This is a genomic window from Methylobacterium brachiatum (assembly GCF_900113845.1).
Lineage (GTDB): Bacteria > Pseudomonadota > Alphaproteobacteria > Rhizobiales > Beijerinckiaceae > Methylobacterium > Methylobacterium brachiatum.
In genome coordinates, this window is record NZ_FOQW01000002.1 from 48,510 (window position 1) to 63,904 (window position 15,395).

The following is a 15,395-nucleotide window of genomic DNA, read 5'->3' on the forward strand; positions in this document are numbered from 1 at the left end:
CGGGCTCCCGTCTTGTCGTCGCGTCCAAGCCCGACAGTATTGTCCAGCTTCGACCGGCTCGACGCGCCTCTAGTTACCTTATTGCAGAGTGAACGGGTTCGCGATGGACGATTTTGGATTGATAAAGACGCTCTTTGTCTCAAGGTACTCGTGGATCGCCGCGAGCCCATTCTCCCGGCCGATGCCAGAGTTCTTGAACCCGCCGAAGGGCGCGAGGTAGCTGACCACACGGTAGGCGTTCACCCAGACGGTGCCCGCACGCAGGCGCCTGGGTAAGCTCAGGGCCCGCCCGAGGTCTGTCGTCCAGAACCCGGCGGCGAGGCCGTAGGGCGTGTCGTTGGCGATCGCCACGGCTTCGTCGTCGGTTTCGAACGTCATGATCGATAGCAACGGGCCGAACACCTCCTCGCGGGCGATCCGCATCTGATTGGTCACGCCCGTGAAGATCGTCGGCTCGACGAACCAGCCCTCGCCGAGCCGGTGATCGCTCGCCCGCTGGCCGCCGAGCACGCAGCGGGCGCCCTCGGCCTTGGCGATCTCGATGTAGTCCAGGACCTTCGCGAGCTGCGGCTCGGTGGCGATCGGGCCGACATCGGTATCGGCCGCGCGGGGATCGCCGAGCCGTGCCTCCCGCATGCGCACCACGAGCTTCTCGACGAAGGCGTCGTGGATCGAGGCGTGCAGCAGCAGCCGTGAACCCGCCATGCAGGTCTGGCCGGCGGCGGCGAAGATGCCGGAGATGACGCCTTTGACCGCCGCGTCGATGTCGGCGTCCGCGAACACGATGTGCGGGGACTTGCCCCCGAGTTCCAGCGACACGCGCTTGAACTGGCGACCCGCGGCCTCCGAGATCTTGGCGCCGCCGAGGTCGGAGCCCGTGAAGGCGATGCGCTCCACGAGCGGGTGCTCGACCAGCGCGCGGCCGGCCTCGGCCCCGTATCCGGTCACCACGTTGACGACACCCTTCGGGAAGCCCGCTTCTTCGAACAGCCGCGCCAGCCCGAGCATGGAGGCCGAGGCGAACTCGGATGGCTTGACCACCACGGTGTTGCCCGCCGCGAGCGCCGGTGCGAGCTTCCACACCGTCAGCAGCAGTGGCGAGTTCCAGGGCGTGATCGCTCCGACCACGCCAATCGGTTCGTGCACGACGTAGTTGAACATGCCGACCTTGTCGGTCGGCGGCACCGAGCCCTCGATCTTGTCGGCGAGACCGCCGTAGTACTGGAACCAGCGCGGCAGGTACTTCATCTGGCCGAGCATCTCGACCATGAGCTTGCCGTTGTCGCGGACCTCCAGATCGGCGAGTTCATGCGCGTTCGCGGCGATCACGTCGCCGAGACGGTGGAGCAGCAGCCCGCGGTCGCTGGCGGTCATGCGCGCCCACGGACCGTCGGAGAATGCGGCGTGCGCCGCGCGGACGGCCGCGTCGACGTCCTCGGCGCTGGCCTCGGGGATCCTTGCCCAGACCCGGTTGGTGTAGGGATTCTTGGTCTCGATCCAGCGCCCGGTGGCCGAGGCACGCCAGCCGCCGTCGATATACATGTCCAGGTCGCGCACGCCGGCATCCGGCCCGCGCTCCGACGCGGCGCCTGAATCCGTCCGGCCGGGGGTCGAGGACTCGTCCATCTCTGATCTCCTGATCTGTCTCTGGTTGCCGCGCGTCCCCCGGGCCTCAGCGGCCGAGGCAGCGCTCGTAGATCCGCGTCGCCTGCGCGACGGTCATCGGCCGCACCGCCGGCGCGACGATGCGGGTATCCGCGTCGATGCGCGGGGGCGTCTGCGGCGCGTAGAGGCCCGGCACCGCGAGGCGGGCCATCTCGGCGCAACGCTCCGGCGGCAGGTGATCCGGCGTCAGGTGGCGAGCGAAGCCGATGTCGTCGTAGAGGCGGAACAGGGCCTCGACGCCGGCCTCGACGGCCTGCGCGTCGGTGAGGCCGGCGACGTCGGCCCCGAGGGCCTCGGCCAGCCGTCGGCCCTTGGCGGGTGCCGCCGCGGCGTTGTGGGCCATGGTCCAGGGCACCAGCGTCCCGACGCCGAGCGGGTGCGCGAGGTCGAGATGGCCTTCGAGGGGCAGCGACAAAGCGTGCGCGTGGCTGAGCCGGGCGTTGCCGCAGGCGATGTTGGACATGGCCGAGGCGAGCAGGTTGTCGGCTCGCGCGGCCTCGTCGCCGTCGAGAATCGAGGCGCGCATCGAGGCGGCCTGCAACCGGGCCGATTCCAGCGCCAGCGCGTCGGTGAGCGGCGAGGCGAGATCCGACAGGTAGGCCTCGATCGCGTGGGTCAGCGCGTCGACCGCGGGCAGGACCGCCGCGCTCCGCGGCAGCGTCGCCAGCACCGCGGGATCGAGGACGGCGACCGCTGGGAAGCTCAGCGGCCCGCCGGCGAGGAGCTTCAGGTGCCGCTCCTCGTCCTTGACGATGGTGAACTGCGAGACCTCCGACCCCGAACCCGCCGTCGTCGGCACCATGACCATCGGCAGCGCCGACCGGTCGAAATTCCCGGCGCCCAGGTGATCGCGCAGGGTGATGCCGTTGGCCGCGACGATCGCCACGCCCTTGCCGGTGCACATCACCGAGCCGCCGCCGACGCAAACAATGCCGTCGATCCGCTCCGCGCGGCAGCGGGCCGCTTGTTCGTCGATATGCGTGAGCCGCGCGTCGATCCCGCAGGCGTCGAACAGCGCGGTCTCGAGCCCCGCCGCTCTCAGGCTGTCGAGGACGCGGGCGAAGAAGTCCTGCTCGCCGATCACCGGATCGGTCACGACCAGAACCTTCCGGCATCCCAAGCCGTGGGTTGCCGGCCCGACGCCGTCGAGGGAACCGGGACCCCAGACGATCCGGGTCGGCATGAAGTAGGTCAGGCTCATGGCTCGCTCCGCTGTGGCGTCAGGATGCGGACCGGGTCAGGCCCGGGAGATGTCCGTCCCGCGCGTCTCGCGCGCGAACAGGAGGCTGAGGATCGCCGCGGCGACGGCGACGCCGATCGGGTAGTAGAGGCCGGAATAGACGTTGCCGGTGGCCGCCACGATCGAGAAGGCGGTGGCCGGCAGGAACCCCCCGAACCACGCCGAGCTGAGATTGTAGGGGAACGACATCGCCGTGTAGCGGATGCGCGAGGGGAACATCTCCAGCAGCGCGGTGGTGGAGGCCGAGAAGGTCATGGTGCCGAAGCTCAGGAGGACGAACAGCAGCAGCACGATCATCGGCTTGTTGATGGCGTCCGGGTCCGCGTCGCCGAGCGGGTAGCCGGCGGCGGCCAGCGCGGCCTTCAGCTCGCGCTCGAACCGCACTTTCTGGGCGGCCGCGTCGGGCGTGTCGCCCGCGTAGCCGGCCACGCGCGCGGAACCGACCTGCACCGTTGCCGGCCCCGTGCCGCTGCGCCGGTCGTAGCTGAGGCCGAGCTTGGCGACCGCGTCCGTCACCACGTCGCAGGACGAAGTGAACGTGGCGGTCCCGACCGGGTTGAACTGTAGCGCGCACTCGGCAGGATCGGCCACCACGGTGATTGGCGAAGTCTCCTGCGCCCTCGCCAGCGCCGGGTTCGCGTAGGTCGTCAGGGCGTGGAAGATCGGCAGGGTCAGCATCGCGGCCAGCACGAAGCCCATCAGGAACACCGGCTTGCGGCCGATGCGGTCGGCCAGGGCGCCGAACACCACGTAGAGCGGCGCCGAGAGTGTGGTGGCGATGATCAGAAGCAGGTTGGCCGTCAGCCCCTCGACCTTGAGGACCTTGGTCAGGAAGAAGAACGAGTAGAACTGGCCCGTGTACCAGACCACCGCCTGGCCGGGGACGATGCACAGCGCCGCGATGAGGATCAGGCGCAGGTTGCGCCACTGGCCGAAGGCCTCGGCCACGGGGGCCTTCGAGCCCTTGCCCTCCGCCTTCATGCGCCGGAACTCCGGGCTCTCGTCGAGCATCAACCGGATCCAGACCGAGATGGCCAGCAGGATCACCGAGACCAGGAACGGGATGCGCCAGCCCCAATCCGTGAACGGGCCTGCCCCGAGGCTCAGGCGGAGCGGGATGATCACCCCGACGGCCAGCAGAAAGCCGAGTGCCGCGGTCAGGACCACGTAGCCGTTCCAGGCCGCACGACGGTCGGCCGGGGCGTGCTCGGCCACGTAGATGATGGCGCCGCCGAACTCGCCGCCGAGGGCTAGCCCCTGGATCATGCGCAGGGTGATGAAGGCGATCGGCGCCGTGATACCGATGGTCGCGTAGGTCGGCACGAGGCCGACCACGAAGGTCGAGAGGCCCATCAGCAGGATGGTGACGAGGAAAGTGTATTTCCGGCCGACGAGATCGCCGAGGCGGCCGAACACGACGGCGCCGAACGGGCGCAGCAGGAAACCTGCGGCGAATCCCAGAAGTGTGAAGATGAAGCCCGCCGTCGGGTTCACCCCGGAGAAGAAGGCCTTGGCGATCTCGGAGGCCAGCAGCCCGATCAGGAAGAAATCGTAAAACTCGAACACCGTGCCGAGTGACGCGGCCACGATGACGCGCTTCTCCTTGGCCGTCATGCTCGCGGCATGACCCAACACACCGGCTGTTGCCATCTCACATCCCCCCCGGACGCTGAGGACTGTACGGTGAGCCCGCCCGTCCTGTTCTGAAGTTCGACAACCGAACAGGGAGGTTCGGCCGTCGAGCGCTCAAACTCCGGGTCAGAGTCGGTCCGGGTGGGGCTAGGCTTCGGCGACGTTCGGGCGGGACGTCTCGCGCCAGCACCGCACGGCCCCGGATCCACGGATCCAGGGGGCATTCAAGGCGCTTCCTTCCCGACCGGCCGTTTCGGCCTTGTTCACCCCGCCCGCGCATCTACGGCCGGAATTTGCGATTCGCGATCACGTTTTTCTTCTATAGAAGAATTTACCGGATTGATAGGGGATCATCGTGCGGCCCGCGGGCTCAATTCTCCGACGACGCTTGGATCGCCGGTGTAAAGCCCTGTATGGCGGCCCGTGCTGCCGGGATCCTGGGATGTGGCTCGCCGCCGATGAAGACCTCGCCCGATCTTGATCGTGCCTCGACGGCCGACATCGGCCCGTCGCCGCTCGGCGGCGAGAGGATCGGGCATGAAGGGGACGCTGAGTCGCAAGGGCGACTGGGCGAAGCGGTGTCGAATAATCTCGGCGGGCGCGTCCGTGACCTGCGCAAGAAGCGCGCTTTGACGCTCAACGAGTTGTCCGAGCGCTCTCAGGTGAGCCGGGCCTTCCTGTCCGCGATCGAGCGGAGCGCGAAGTCGCCAACCCTGCCGATCATCGTGCGCATCGCGCGAGGATTGAACGTTTCAATGTCGGCCCTGCTCGGCGTCGAACCGGCGGCGTCCGGGGTCGCGTCGAACCGGAGCACGGACCAAGTCACGTTTCGCGATCCGCAGAGCGGCTTCGAGCGGACGGTGCTGTCGCCTTTGCGCGAGGGTGGAAGCGCCGAGATCGTCAAGCACTGCATTCCGCCCGGCCAGTCATCCGGGCTTCTGCCCGTTTATCCGACCGCAGTCGAGAAACATATCCTGATGCAGCACGGTGAGTTGACCGCCCTGATAGATGGCCGAGAGTACAAAATCTCATCCGGAGATACCCTCTCTTTCACAATCGAGACCCCTTACCGTCTGTGTAACGAGGGGTCTGTACCCTGCGTGTACATCGTCGTCATGGTGGAGAGAGGCTAGCGCGGGCAGCCGAGCGGGTTCGACGGCCTGCGAATCGGGGCGGCCGACGCGGCGATCGATCCCTCGCTCGTGACGGGCCCGGGGGCGAGCCCGCACCCGTGAATCCGTCGGCCACGACGTGGGCGGCATCCGGGATTGGGCTTACGGCCGGATAGATCCGGTCTGCTTTCGCGGCGTGTCTCCTCCGGAACGGACGGACCGGTTTCGGCCAACTCCGGCCGGCGGCAGCACCTCAACGCCCCATCATGGACGCGAGGCTAGGTCACTTGTTTCGCCAGCACGCCACCAGATTTGACAGCTATCGGGCGGCCATGGGCAGCGCGATGGCCAATTGTTGAAAGATCGTGATCGATCGTTCGAGCTGCTCGAGGTCGATGAATTCCTCCGGCTTGTGCGCCTGCTCCATCGAGCCTGGACCGAGGATCAAGGTCGGTGCCACTGTGGCGAACTGCGAGCCATCGCTGCCGAACGCACCGACATCGGGCGACGCTGCGGTGACGGCCGCGGCCAACTTCACCATGGGATGCTCAATTGCCAATTCGGGCGGTGTCCCCTCCTGACGTACGACGAGGTCCAAGCCATGACGGCGCGCGGCCGTCTCAACGCGCTCGATGACCCACATCGGATCGATCGCCTTCGAGTACCGAAACTTCATTCGGCAAGTCGCCAGCGGGGCTGTGATGTTAGTCGCTGTGCCGTGGTTGTCGACGATGATGTTGAGATCGCACCAGGGCGGCACGTAGCTTTGATCTTGGAGACCGGGATCGGCGCGCAGGGCGAGGTAGATGTCTCGCATCTCGGACAGGAACGGAATCAGGGCGATGTTGGCATTCAGTCCATCCGCGGTCGAGGAATGGGCCTGGATGCCGCGGGCCGTTACGGTGAATTGCACGTCGGAGCGATGCCCGCGCAGGGGGCGCAGGTTTGTCGGTTCGGCGACGAGTATGCCGGCGGGTGGGTGAGACTTGAGCATCTGACTCTCGGCGACGATGCGTCGAGCGCCGGCCTTGGTCGTCTCCTCGTCACACGTCAGCAGCAGCATCACGGCGCAGGCGGCGGGCAGGCTGCGGGCGGCGACGATGGCCGCGGCCATCGGCCCTTTCATGTCGCAACTCCCCAGACCGTAGAGCCGATTGTCCTGGACCGCGGGTTGGAACGGATCGCGCGCCCAGCTGACCGGCGGCACCGTGTCCATGTGCGCCGAGAAGGCGAGGCAGCTACCGGCCTCGCCGCGCAGGGCGACGAGCGCGGTTTTCTCGACGCCCTCCGAGTCGGTGAAGTCCAGCCGCTCGACCGCAAATTCCGGCAGCTCGCTGACGATCATGTCGGCGAGTCCACTATTGCTGCGGCTGCTGCGGGTGTCGAGCGCGATCAACGGCGAGGCCAAGGCGATGACTTCTGAGAGCGGGAACGACATCGCGCGATCCTGGACGGCGTGGACGCCTAGATCATAACGATGTCGCAGTCTCACCAAAGATCAGAGCTGAGACGCCGTGACGGCATCTTTCACCTCAGGCGGCGTGGAGCGCGGCGTAGACCATGGCGCGGGTCAGCGTACGGTAATGCTGGCGCTGCGTGGCCGATGACGTCTGCATCATCAGGAGGGCGAAGAAGCCCGCCGCCGGATCGACCCAGAAGTAAGTGCCCCCGACGCCGCTCCAGAACCAGTCGCCGACGCTGCCCGGAACCGGCGCCTCGCCGGCCGCGAGCCGGACCGCCACCCCCAGACCGAAGCCGTAGCCCGGCCCTGGCGGATAGTAGGCGCCCTTCGCGATCGCCGTCCCAAGATGATCCGAGGTCATGAGCCGCACGCTCGCCGGAGCCAGGATCCGCATACCATCAAGGGCGCCGCCGGCCAGCAGCATGCGCAGGAAGCGGGCGTAATCCGCCGTGCTCGACACGAGGCCGCCATTGCCTCGCTGGCTGCGCCTGGGCTCGGTGGGATCGTGGAAGACCGGCCGCTGCCCGAACGCCTGCGGCAGCGGCTGGGCGACGCGCCCGGCCAGCGCCGTCGGGATCCGGAACCGGGTGTCGGCGAGCCCGAGCGGCCCGAGGAGGGTCGCGTCGAGGACGCCCTGCAGATCCGTGCCGCCGACCACCTCCAGGACGCGGCCGAGGATGTCGGTGGCGTGCGAGTAGTGCCAGACCGTGCCGGGCTCGTGCTCCAACGGCAGGCGGGCGATGCGCTCGGCAAAGGCCGCGTTGTCGAGATCCTCGGCGAGCAGGCCGTCGGCCTCGTAGGCCCGCCGCGTCGGACCATCGCCGAGATAGCCGTACGCGATCCCGGCAGTGTGGCGCAGCAGATCCTGAATGGTCGGCACGCTCCCGGCCGGCCTCAGGCCGCCCTCCGGGCCCTGCACGGCGAGGCGTCCGAAGGCGGGGATGAAATCCGCGACCGGCTGATCGAGGCGCAGGGCGCCGTGCTCGGCCAGGACCAGGGCGGCGACCGAGACGACGACCTTGGTCATCGAGTAGATGCGCCAGAGCGCGTCGGGCTTCAGGTCGTCGCCCGCGACGCTGTCGCGGAAGCCAACGGTGCGCCGCCAGATGTCCCCGCCCGTCCCGCTGACGAGCAGGTCGGCCCCCGCGATCGCGCCCGTGGCGACATCGTCAGCCAAGCGGTCGCCGATGCGATCGAGGCGGGGGAGGGAGAGGACCGGCGCGTTCCGCATGGCGCCGATGTAGCGCGGGGCCGCCGCGACGGCATCGCCGAGACGGACCATCTGGCTATCCGACGTCGAAGGCAGGATCGCCGTAGGGATAGAAGCCGGCGACGTTGAGATGCTGGTAGGGGAGGGCGTCCAGGTGGACCGTCCCGACGAACGGCTCGAGCGGCTCGACCAGCAGAATCGTCCGTGCATAGCCGCCGTCGTCGAAACCCCGGCGGAAATGAACCCGGGACTTGATCGCCACCACGTCGAAATCCTCGGGTGTAAGGCCGAGATCCCAGAGTTCCGACGGCTCCATGATCTGAACGAGGTAGGGGCTGAGGACCAGCACGTTGCCCCGGCCGAAGGCGACGCAGAGCCACGTGCCGGCGCCCCGGCCGGTCGTGCCCTCGACGACCGCACACACCGTGCCGGTGACGCGGACCGGGACGCCCGCGGAGGGTTCCGCCTCGCCGGCCACGGGGCCGCCGACCTCCGCGTCGAACGGATCGCCGGCCTTCACGCCCCCGGCCAGCAGCCGGCGCAGAAGCATGGGCGCGGCGACCGTTGCGATCAGCGTGCGCTCCAGCCCCTGGGCCAGCACCTCGGCGAGCAGCCATGTCGCCCGGCCCGAGCGGTCGCTGTAATCGGCGAGCACGACCGGCGCGCCGCCCGCCCGCGCAGCCTCGGATGCCTTGGCGATGCCGTCCCGCATCGGGTGGATCGCGACGCTCGACACCAGCGCCGCGCGGTGCCGCCACGTCCAGGCCGCCATGTCGCGGGCGATCCGGTCGGCGAGGGCGTGATCGCCGTTCGTCAGGACCTGGACCGCCATGCCGGCATCCGGCACGTCCGACCAGGGGAAGCCGAAATACACGTTGACGAAGACATCGGGCTCCCGCGCCTCCCAGACCAAGGCGCGCTGGATCAGGTCGGACCACGGCGAGGCGCCGGTCCACATCACCACGGTCGGGGCGAGGATCGGGATCGGGATCGTCCGGTGCGCCGGCCGGAAGCTGCCGCGGATCGTCCGCACCAGCATCCGCGCCGCGCGCTGCCCCTGGAGATGCATGTCGTAGTGCGGGAAGTACTTCACCGCGAACGCCATGTCGGCGTGGTGCAGGAACTCCGCATCCTCGTTGCCGTGCGGGTCGAAGGTCGCCGCGATGGGCACGCCCGCCCCCACCACCGCCCGCACCCGTCGGGCGATTTCGGCCTCGGGGCGCGGCACGCCGCGCACCGCCATCGCGCCGTGCAGCGCGAGGTAGACTCCGTCGAACGGCGCCCCCGCCTCTAGCTCCGCCAGCATCGCGTCGAGGAAGTGCGCAAATGCGTCCTGCGTTACCCAGCCTGAGCCGATGCCGGTGCGCGGCCAGAGCGGCGAGGTGAGGCCGACGAGGTCGACCCCCTCGTATTCCCGGGCGACCTGGCCGAAGCCGCCCATGTAGCCCTTGGGGTCGGTGGCGAGCAGCGCCTCGCCCCCCGCCGGGGAGCCCGGATAGATGAAGTCGTCGCGGGTCGTGTCGTTCGGCAGGAACGTCACGGTCTCGTGGGTGAACTGGAGCACGGCGATGCGCATCGGCTGCGGTCTCCTCGGGTGCGCTCCGTCGATGCGGAGGCCGGTTCGGCATGGGGGAGGGGGGGGCAGGCCGCTAAGCCGGCCGGACGTCGTAGAATTGCGGGAAGCCGGTGCGCAGGCCGGTCAGCCCGCGCGAGGCCGTCGCCTCGTAATAGGCGCCGAGCGGCAGGTACGGCACGTCGATGAAGAACTGCCGCTGGATCTCGGCGCAGATCGCCTTCTGAGCCGCGGGATCGGGCGCGGCGAACCATTGCGCGCGCAACTCCTCGAGCCGCGGGGCACGGGGCCAGCCGAACCAGGCCTGATCGCCGTTGCCGCGGATGCCGAGCTGGCCGGCGGGATCGAAGTTATTGGTGCCGTTCAGGTAGGTAACGAAGGTGCTCCAGCCGCCCTTGTCGGGGGACTGGCGACTCGCTCGGCGCTGCACCAAGGTGCCCCAGTCCATCGCGACGACGTCGACATTCAGCCCGCTCTTCTGGAACGCCTCGGCGGCAACTAGCGCCAGCGGGTGGGTGGCGGGATAGTCGGTCGGGTCGAGCATGACGACGCGCTCGCCCTTGTAGCCGGCCTCAGTGAGGGCGCGCTTTACGGCGCCGAAGTCGCGGGGGCCGACCAACACCTCGGTGCCGTCGCGCGTCGCCATCGGAGCGTCCGGGCTGAACACGCCGACATGGTCCTTCCACAGGGCGCGCTCGTCGCCGGCGACCGCGCTCATGAACTCGGTCTGGTCGATAGCGCCAAGCAGCGCTCGGCGGATCGCGGGATTGTCGAAGGGCGGGTGCAGGTGGTTGAAGCGCAGGCAGCCGACGCCGCCGACCGGATCGAGCACCTCCAGCCGGATCTGCGGCTTGGCCCGGAGCAGCCCCTGCAGGTCCGGCGTCGGGTTCTGCCACCAATCGACCTCGCCGGCCGCCAAGGCACTGGCAGCCGTGGAGGCGTCCGGCACGATCCGCCACTCGACCCGGTCGTAATGCGCGCGCTTCGGCCCGGCGGTGAAGCTCGCCACGCCGTCCGGGCGGGGCACGTAGCCGTCGAAGCGCTCGTAGACGGTGAGCGCCCCCGGGACCCGCTCGTCTGCCTTGAAGCGGAACGGCCCGGAGCCGACCATCTCGGTGACCTGCGTATTGGGATCGGTCTTCGCCAGGCGCTCCGGCATGATGCAGGGCATCGAGGTGCCGGTCTTGCCGAGCGCAGCGGGCAGCAGCGGAAAGGGTCGCTTCAGGCGGAACACCACGTTACGGTCGGAGGCGGCGGTGAGCTCGTCGGTGGCCTCCATCAGCGCTCGGGCGAAGGCGTCGCGGGCGGCGAACCGGCGGATGCTTGCCACTGCGTCGCGGGCCAGCACCGGCTCGCCGTCGTGGAAGCGCAGACCCTCGCGCAGGGTGAGCCGCCAATGGCGGCCATCCGCCTCGATCGCATGCCCTTTCACCATCTGCGGCTGGAAATCGTAGCGCGCGGTCTGGCCGTAGAGGGTGTCGAAGACGAGGTAGCCGTGGTTGCGCGTGACAGTCGCGGTTGTCCAGATCGGGTCGATGACCGCGACGTCGCTTTCCGGAATGAAGCGCAGGACCTTCGCGGGCTGCGCCACCGCGGGCCGCACGACAGAGGCGGCAGCCAGCGCGGCGAGAACCTCGCGGCGCCTCATGCGCGATCGCTCGTGCTTGGCACCATCAAGATCAAGCACCCTTCACGCTGGTGGCTTCGCAGAGTGCCCTTGGATCAGCGGCGAGGCAAGTTGGAGCGCCGGACGAAGCGGTGTCATGATTGGAGGGGCGCTGGGCCTATGAACCCGTGCCCTTCACTGCCCAAGGCGTAGGCAGGCCGCTCCGCGCCGCGCGTTGCCGTCAGAAAGCCGATATTCGGCTTTGCGCCCATCTCGGTCATCCATGGAGCCACGGACGCTCATCCATAGCGGACATTCACCGTGACGGCTGCGGCAGTGGCCCATTCGCATAAGGGCACGCTACGAAACGCGGCTTGCCGTGGCACTCACCGATGGCTCGCGACCCAAGGCGAGCCCTCGGAAAGTCCGCTTCCAGCCTAACGAGGGTCAGCAGTCTATTGCTGGGTTGGGTAGTTTGCAGTCGATCCGCTGGCGGTCGTAAGTGGTTCGAAGCGGACGCTGCGGATGTCCGGCCGAGGAGCATCCCATGCCGAACCAGCAAGTCACGATCCGGACGCGCGATGGTGATTGCCCTTCGCACGTGGTGCTTCCGGCCAGCGGCGGACCATGGCCCGCGGTGATTTTCTACATGGACGCTGGTGGTATCAGGCCGGCGATGCTCAACATGGCACAGCAGCTCGCTGACGCTGGCTACATCGTCCTGCTGCCGGATCTCTTCTACCGTTACGGACCCTACGGGCCATTCGTACCGGAGGAGGTGTTCGTGGGTGACTTTCGTGCCGTCCTCGGGCCGCTGATGGCTACAACCGGTTCCCTCACGGCCGCGGAAGATGCAGAGGCCATGCTCGCTTACCTCGACACGCGCGACGACGTTAGAGGTCGGGAGGTCGGGGTGGTGGGCTTCTGCATGGGCGGCGGCATGGCCCTGGTTACAGCGGGAACCTACCCCGACCGGTTCGCGGCAGCCGCGAGCTTTCACGGGGGCAATCTCGCGACCGATGCGCCGACGAGCCCCCACCTGTTCGCGCCGAGGCTGAAGGCGGAGGTCTATATTGGCGCGGCGGAGAACGATGGCAGTTATCCGTCTGCAATGGCCGAGCGGCTGCAGAGATCTCTCACGGAGGCCGACGTACGCTATACATCGCAAACGTATTCGGCTGCGCACGGTTAAATGATGCCGGACTTTCCAGTTTACGACCACGCCGCCGCAGAGCGTGGCTGGAGCGCAATGCTCGCGCTCTTCGGCCGGGCCCTGCACGGTGGCGAGTGATGACGCAGGCACTGATCCAGCCTCCGCTAACAGGCAGGCCGTGTAGTAGCCTGAACGGCGACGTCGGGTCGGATTCGGAATGGACGTTTAGGGGGCTCTGGACATGGTCTGCTTCCGCCGCGCGAAAAGCAAAAGCGGACCTCATGCGTCATGTGGCTAAGTTCGAGCTATGATACCTTGTCAAACGGCAGCGGGTTCGGCGCAACAGAGCTGGATCTGGGTTGCAACCATGATGAATAGCCACCCTTGGCTTTGAAGTAGAATGTCCAAGCATCGTGGTAGTCGCGCGCCATTGATACGTCCCAGCCGTCAGCACCTAAACCCCCAAGGTCGCTGAACCGGTCGATCTGTTCCGCCGCCTCGTCGACGTCCCGCTGTCGCGCCGACCCGACGGACAAGATTGATACCAGCCATTTCACCTCCAAGGCGCCTCTAATACAGCGCGCGTAAACGAGATCCATCAATAAATTTTATAATGAGACTCGAATCCTTCGCGCGGGCGATTCAATAAAAAATTAAATTAGCCGTAAAAGCATTGTTGGAGCGTATATATATTGAAAATTTGATCGGCAATTTTGCGAGCACGACGAGAATATGCGACGTATATCGCGGTTTGACCGTCAGAGCGATCCTTGATCGCGCGCCTATAAACGACGAAGAACAGGGTCAATAATAGACTATTAACCAGTAAGATGGAGATGTCTCCGCGTAGCGGAATATTTAAGCAGGGCATCTCTAAGATCCGGGCAAATTCTGAGCTCGAGGACACGCCTGATGCTGAACTGCGACGTAGCGACACGCCTCGAAACTACAATGGCGCAGATGGGCTTCGTGACGTCGATCGATGGTTCGAAGGTCCATCTTGGGCTGCTGGGCGGCGATGGACGTCCCAGGATCCGCGCGACGGTCGGGCATTTAGTTCAGATCCAGGCCGGCGCCGCCATGCTGGTCGGCGTCATCACCACCTTGTCGTCAGGCGGCGATCGCGGTGGGCCATCGGGCGCCTATGCAAGCCTCGATCTACTGGGAGAGTTCGTCGTCGAGGCCGGGGCAAAGCGGTTCCGCCGCGGCGTCTCCTGCTATCCGGCCATCGGCGATAGTGTTAGCCTGCTCGCTCCGGCGGACCTTCGGGTGGTGTACGAAGTCTCCGCCTCGAACGTCGTGGCCGTCGGTACGCTCGTGCAGGATCCGGATACGCCGGCCTGCCTCAAGATCGACGATCTGCTCACGAAGCACTTCGCCGTCTTGGGAACGACCGGAGTCGGGAAGTCGAGCGGCGTTGCCGTGATCCTCGATCAGGTCATGCGCGCGCAACAGAAGATTCGTATCTTCCTGCTCGATGTACACAACGAGTACGCCAATTGCTTTGGCGAACAGGCGAATGTGATCACCGCCCGCAATCTTAAGCTGCCGTTCTGGTTCTTCAACCTCGAAGAGATTGCCGATGTGATCTACGGCGGCCGCCCTCCGATCGACGAGGAGATTGAGATCCTGGCGGACGTGATTCCGCTCGCGAAGCTGAAGTACTCCCAGTACAAGGAGGCGAGTGAGCGACAGACCATAAAGCGTTCGAACGGTAAAAACGCCGGCTACACCGTCGACACGCCTGTGCCATACATGTTGCAAGACCTAATCGCGTTGATCGATGAGCGGATGGGGCGGCTGGAGAACCGTGTCACGCGGATGCACTTCCACCGCCTCATCACCCGGATCGAGGCCATTCGCAACGACCCGCGCTACGGCTTCATGTTCGAGAACGCCAATGTCGGCGGCGATATGATGGGCGAGATCCTCGCTCATCTCTTCCGGTTGGAGCCGGACGGGCGGCCGATGACGATCATGCAGCTCGGCGGGTTGCCGATGGAGGTCGTCGACGCCGTCGTGTGCGTGCTCTGCCGCCTCGCCTTCGAGTTCGGCATCTGGAGCGAGGGCGCGATCCCGCTGCTGTTCGTGTGCGAGGAAGCCCACCGCTACGCTTCAGCCGACCGTGCGATCGGTTTCATTCCGACCCGGCGCGCGCTCTCGCGCATCGCCCGTGAGGGCCGCAAGCACGGGGTCTATCTTGGCCTCGTCACGCAGCGCCCCGCCGAACTCGACCCGACGATCATGTCGCAATGCAGCACGCTGTTTGCCATGCGCATGACCAACGACCGCGATCAGGCGATCCTGGCAGCCGCCGTTTCCGACGCGGTGAACTTGCTCACGTTCGTTCCGTCCCTGGGTACAGGGGAGGTCATCGCGTTCGGCGAAGGCGTGCCGATGCCGGCGCGGTTCACGTTTCGCCCGTTACCGCCGGAGCGGCAGCCGCGCAACGATATGGGCGCGCGTCTCATGGATGACGGCGCGACGATCGCGGGCGCGGGATTCGTCGGCGCGGTGGTGGAACGCTGGCGCGGTGCCACCATGAACAAGGCAAGCGGGCTCGACACTGATCCGTCGGCCGCGACCCGCATCGGTCGCGACCCGATCACCGACGGCGGCAACGGTAACGGCAGCGCCATCGACCAAGTCCATCGCCGGCTGCTCAGGCGTCCTCTCGACGGCGCCGAACACGCGGCCGAGGTTGGTGCGCACGCCACCAAGTCCCTCTGGCAGCAGGGCTGA

General features: G+C 67.1%; 10 protein-coding genes. 3 read left to right on the forward strand and 7 right to left on the reverse strand.

Annotated elements, in window-relative coordinates; translation table 11 throughout:
• Positions 1-78: 78 nt before the first annotated feature.
• The 3 genes from BMZ47_RS00255 to BMZ47_RS00265 all read right to left on the reverse strand — a co-directional run bounded on the left by BMZ47_RS00255 (position 79) and on the right by BMZ47_RS00265 (position 4,555).
• Positions 79-1,557 carry an aldehyde dehydrogenase gene (locus BMZ47_RS00255; protein WP_167368980.1) on the reverse strand — a complete coding sequence of 493 codons (1,479 nt, stop codon included), beginning with the start codon at positions 1,555-1,557 and terminating at the stop codon, positions 79-81.
• A 115-nt stretch (positions 1,558-1,672) separates the two neighbouring features.
• Complete coding sequence (locus BMZ47_RS00260) at positions 1,673-2,866, reverse strand: iron-containing alcohol dehydrogenase (RefSeq protein ID WP_091857426.1); 1,194 nt, start codon at positions 2,864-2,866, stop codon at positions 1,673-1,675.
• 36 nt (positions 2,867-2,902) lie between these two features.
• Positions 2,903-4,555 (reverse strand): MFS transporter, encoded by a 1,653-nt coding sequence (locus BMZ47_RS00265; RefSeq protein WP_091857428.1) that lies wholly within the window; start codon positions 4,553-4,555, stop codon positions 2,903-2,905.
• Positions 4,556-4,995: 440 nt separating this feature from the next.
• Here BMZ47_RS00265 and BMZ47_RS00270 point away from each other — a divergent pair, with 440 nt between their 5' ends.
• Positions 4,996-5,670: a helix-turn-helix domain-containing protein gene (locus BMZ47_RS00270; RefSeq protein WP_167368974.1), complete on the forward strand. Its 675-nt coding sequence runs from the start codon at positions 4,996-4,998 to the stop codon at positions 5,668-5,670.
• Between the two features lie 298 nt (positions 5,671-5,968).
• On the opposite strand, the gene BMZ47_RS00275 is transcribed toward BMZ47_RS00270, so the two are convergent.
• The 4 genes from BMZ47_RS00275 to BMZ47_RS00290 form a co-directional block, all read right to left on the reverse strand.
• Positions 5,969-7,087, reverse strand: a complete 1,119-nt coding sequence (locus tag BMZ47_RS00275) for a M20/M25/M40 family metallo-hydrolase (RefSeq protein WP_091857433.1) — start codon at positions 7,085-7,087, stop codon at positions 5,969-5,971.
• 94 nt (positions 7,088-7,181) lie between these two features.
• The gene (locus tag BMZ47_RS00280; protein WP_244536696.1) at positions 7,182-8,393 is read right to left on the reverse strand and encodes a serine hydrolase domain-containing protein; all 1,212 of its coding nucleotides are present in this window, start codon (positions 8,391-8,393) and stop codon (positions 7,182-7,184) included.
• A 4-nt stretch (positions 8,394-8,397) separates the two neighbouring features.
• Entirely contained in the window at positions 8,398-9,897 is a 1,500-nt protein-coding gene (locus BMZ47_RS00285; protein ID WP_091857435.1) for a M81 family metallopeptidase, read from the reverse strand.
• A gap of 73 nt (positions 9,898-9,970) precedes the next feature.
• Positions 9,971-11,542 carry an ABC transporter substrate-binding protein gene (locus BMZ47_RS00290; protein ID WP_091857437.1) on the reverse strand — a complete coding sequence of 524 codons (1,572 nt, stop codon included), beginning with the start codon at positions 11,540-11,542 and terminating at the stop codon, positions 9,971-9,973.
• 505 nt (positions 11,543-12,047) lie between these two features.
• On the opposite strand from BMZ47_RS00290, the gene BMZ47_RS00295 reads away from it, so the two are divergent.
• Both BMZ47_RS00295 and BMZ47_RS00300 read left to right on the forward strand, forming a co-directional pair.
• Positions 12,048-12,692, forward strand: a complete 645-nt coding sequence (locus BMZ47_RS00295; RefSeq protein WP_230365385.1) for a dienelactone hydrolase family protein — start codon at positions 12,048-12,050, stop codon at positions 12,690-12,692.
• 873 nt (positions 12,693-13,565) lie between these two features.
• Positions 13,566-15,395 carry an ATP-binding protein gene (locus tag BMZ47_RS00300; protein WP_091857440.1) on the forward strand — a complete coding sequence of 610 codons (1,830 nt, stop codon included), beginning with the start codon at positions 13,566-13,568 and terminating at the stop codon, positions 15,393-15,395.

What these genes read in the sequence shown, in the direction of transcription:
- BMZ47_RS00260 (WP_091857426.1), bottom strand. Translation starts at nt 2,866, where the DNA reads ATGAGCCTGACCTACTTCATGCCGACCCGGATCGTCTGGGGTCCCGGT.
- BMZ47_RS00265 (WP_091857428.1), bottom strand. Translation starts at nt 4,555, where the DNA reads ATGGCAACAGCCGGTGTGTTGGGTCATGCCGCGAGCATGACGGCCAAG.
- BMZ47_RS00270 (WP_167368974.1), top strand. Translation starts at nt 4,996, where the DNA reads ATGAAGACCTCGCCCGATCTTGATCGTGCCTCGACGGCCGACATCGGC.
- BMZ47_RS00275 (WP_091857433.1), bottom strand. Translation starts at nt 7,087, where the DNA reads ATGTCGTTCCCGCTCTCAGAAGTCATCGCCTTGGCCTCGCCGTTGATC.
- BMZ47_RS00280 (WP_244536696.1), bottom strand. Translation starts at nt 8,393, where the DNA reads ATGGTCCGTCTCGGCGATGCCGTCGCGGCGGCCCCGCGCTACATCGGC.
- BMZ47_RS00285 (WP_091857435.1), bottom strand. Translation starts at nt 9,897, where the DNA reads ATGCGCATCGCCGTGCTCCAGTTCACCCACGAGACCGTGACGTTCCTG.
- BMZ47_RS00290 (WP_091857437.1), bottom strand. Translation starts at nt 11,542, where the DNA reads ATGAGGCGCCGCGAGGTTCTCGCCGCGCTGGCTGCCGCCTCTGTCGTG.
- BMZ47_RS00295 (WP_230365385.1), top strand. Translation starts at nt 12,048, where the DNA reads ATGCCGAACCAGCAAGTCACGATCCGGACGCGCGATGGTGATTGCCCT.
- BMZ47_RS00300 (WP_091857440.1), top strand. Translation starts at nt 13,566, where the DNA reads ATGCTGAACTGCGACGTAGCGACACGCCTCGAAACTACAATGGCGCAG.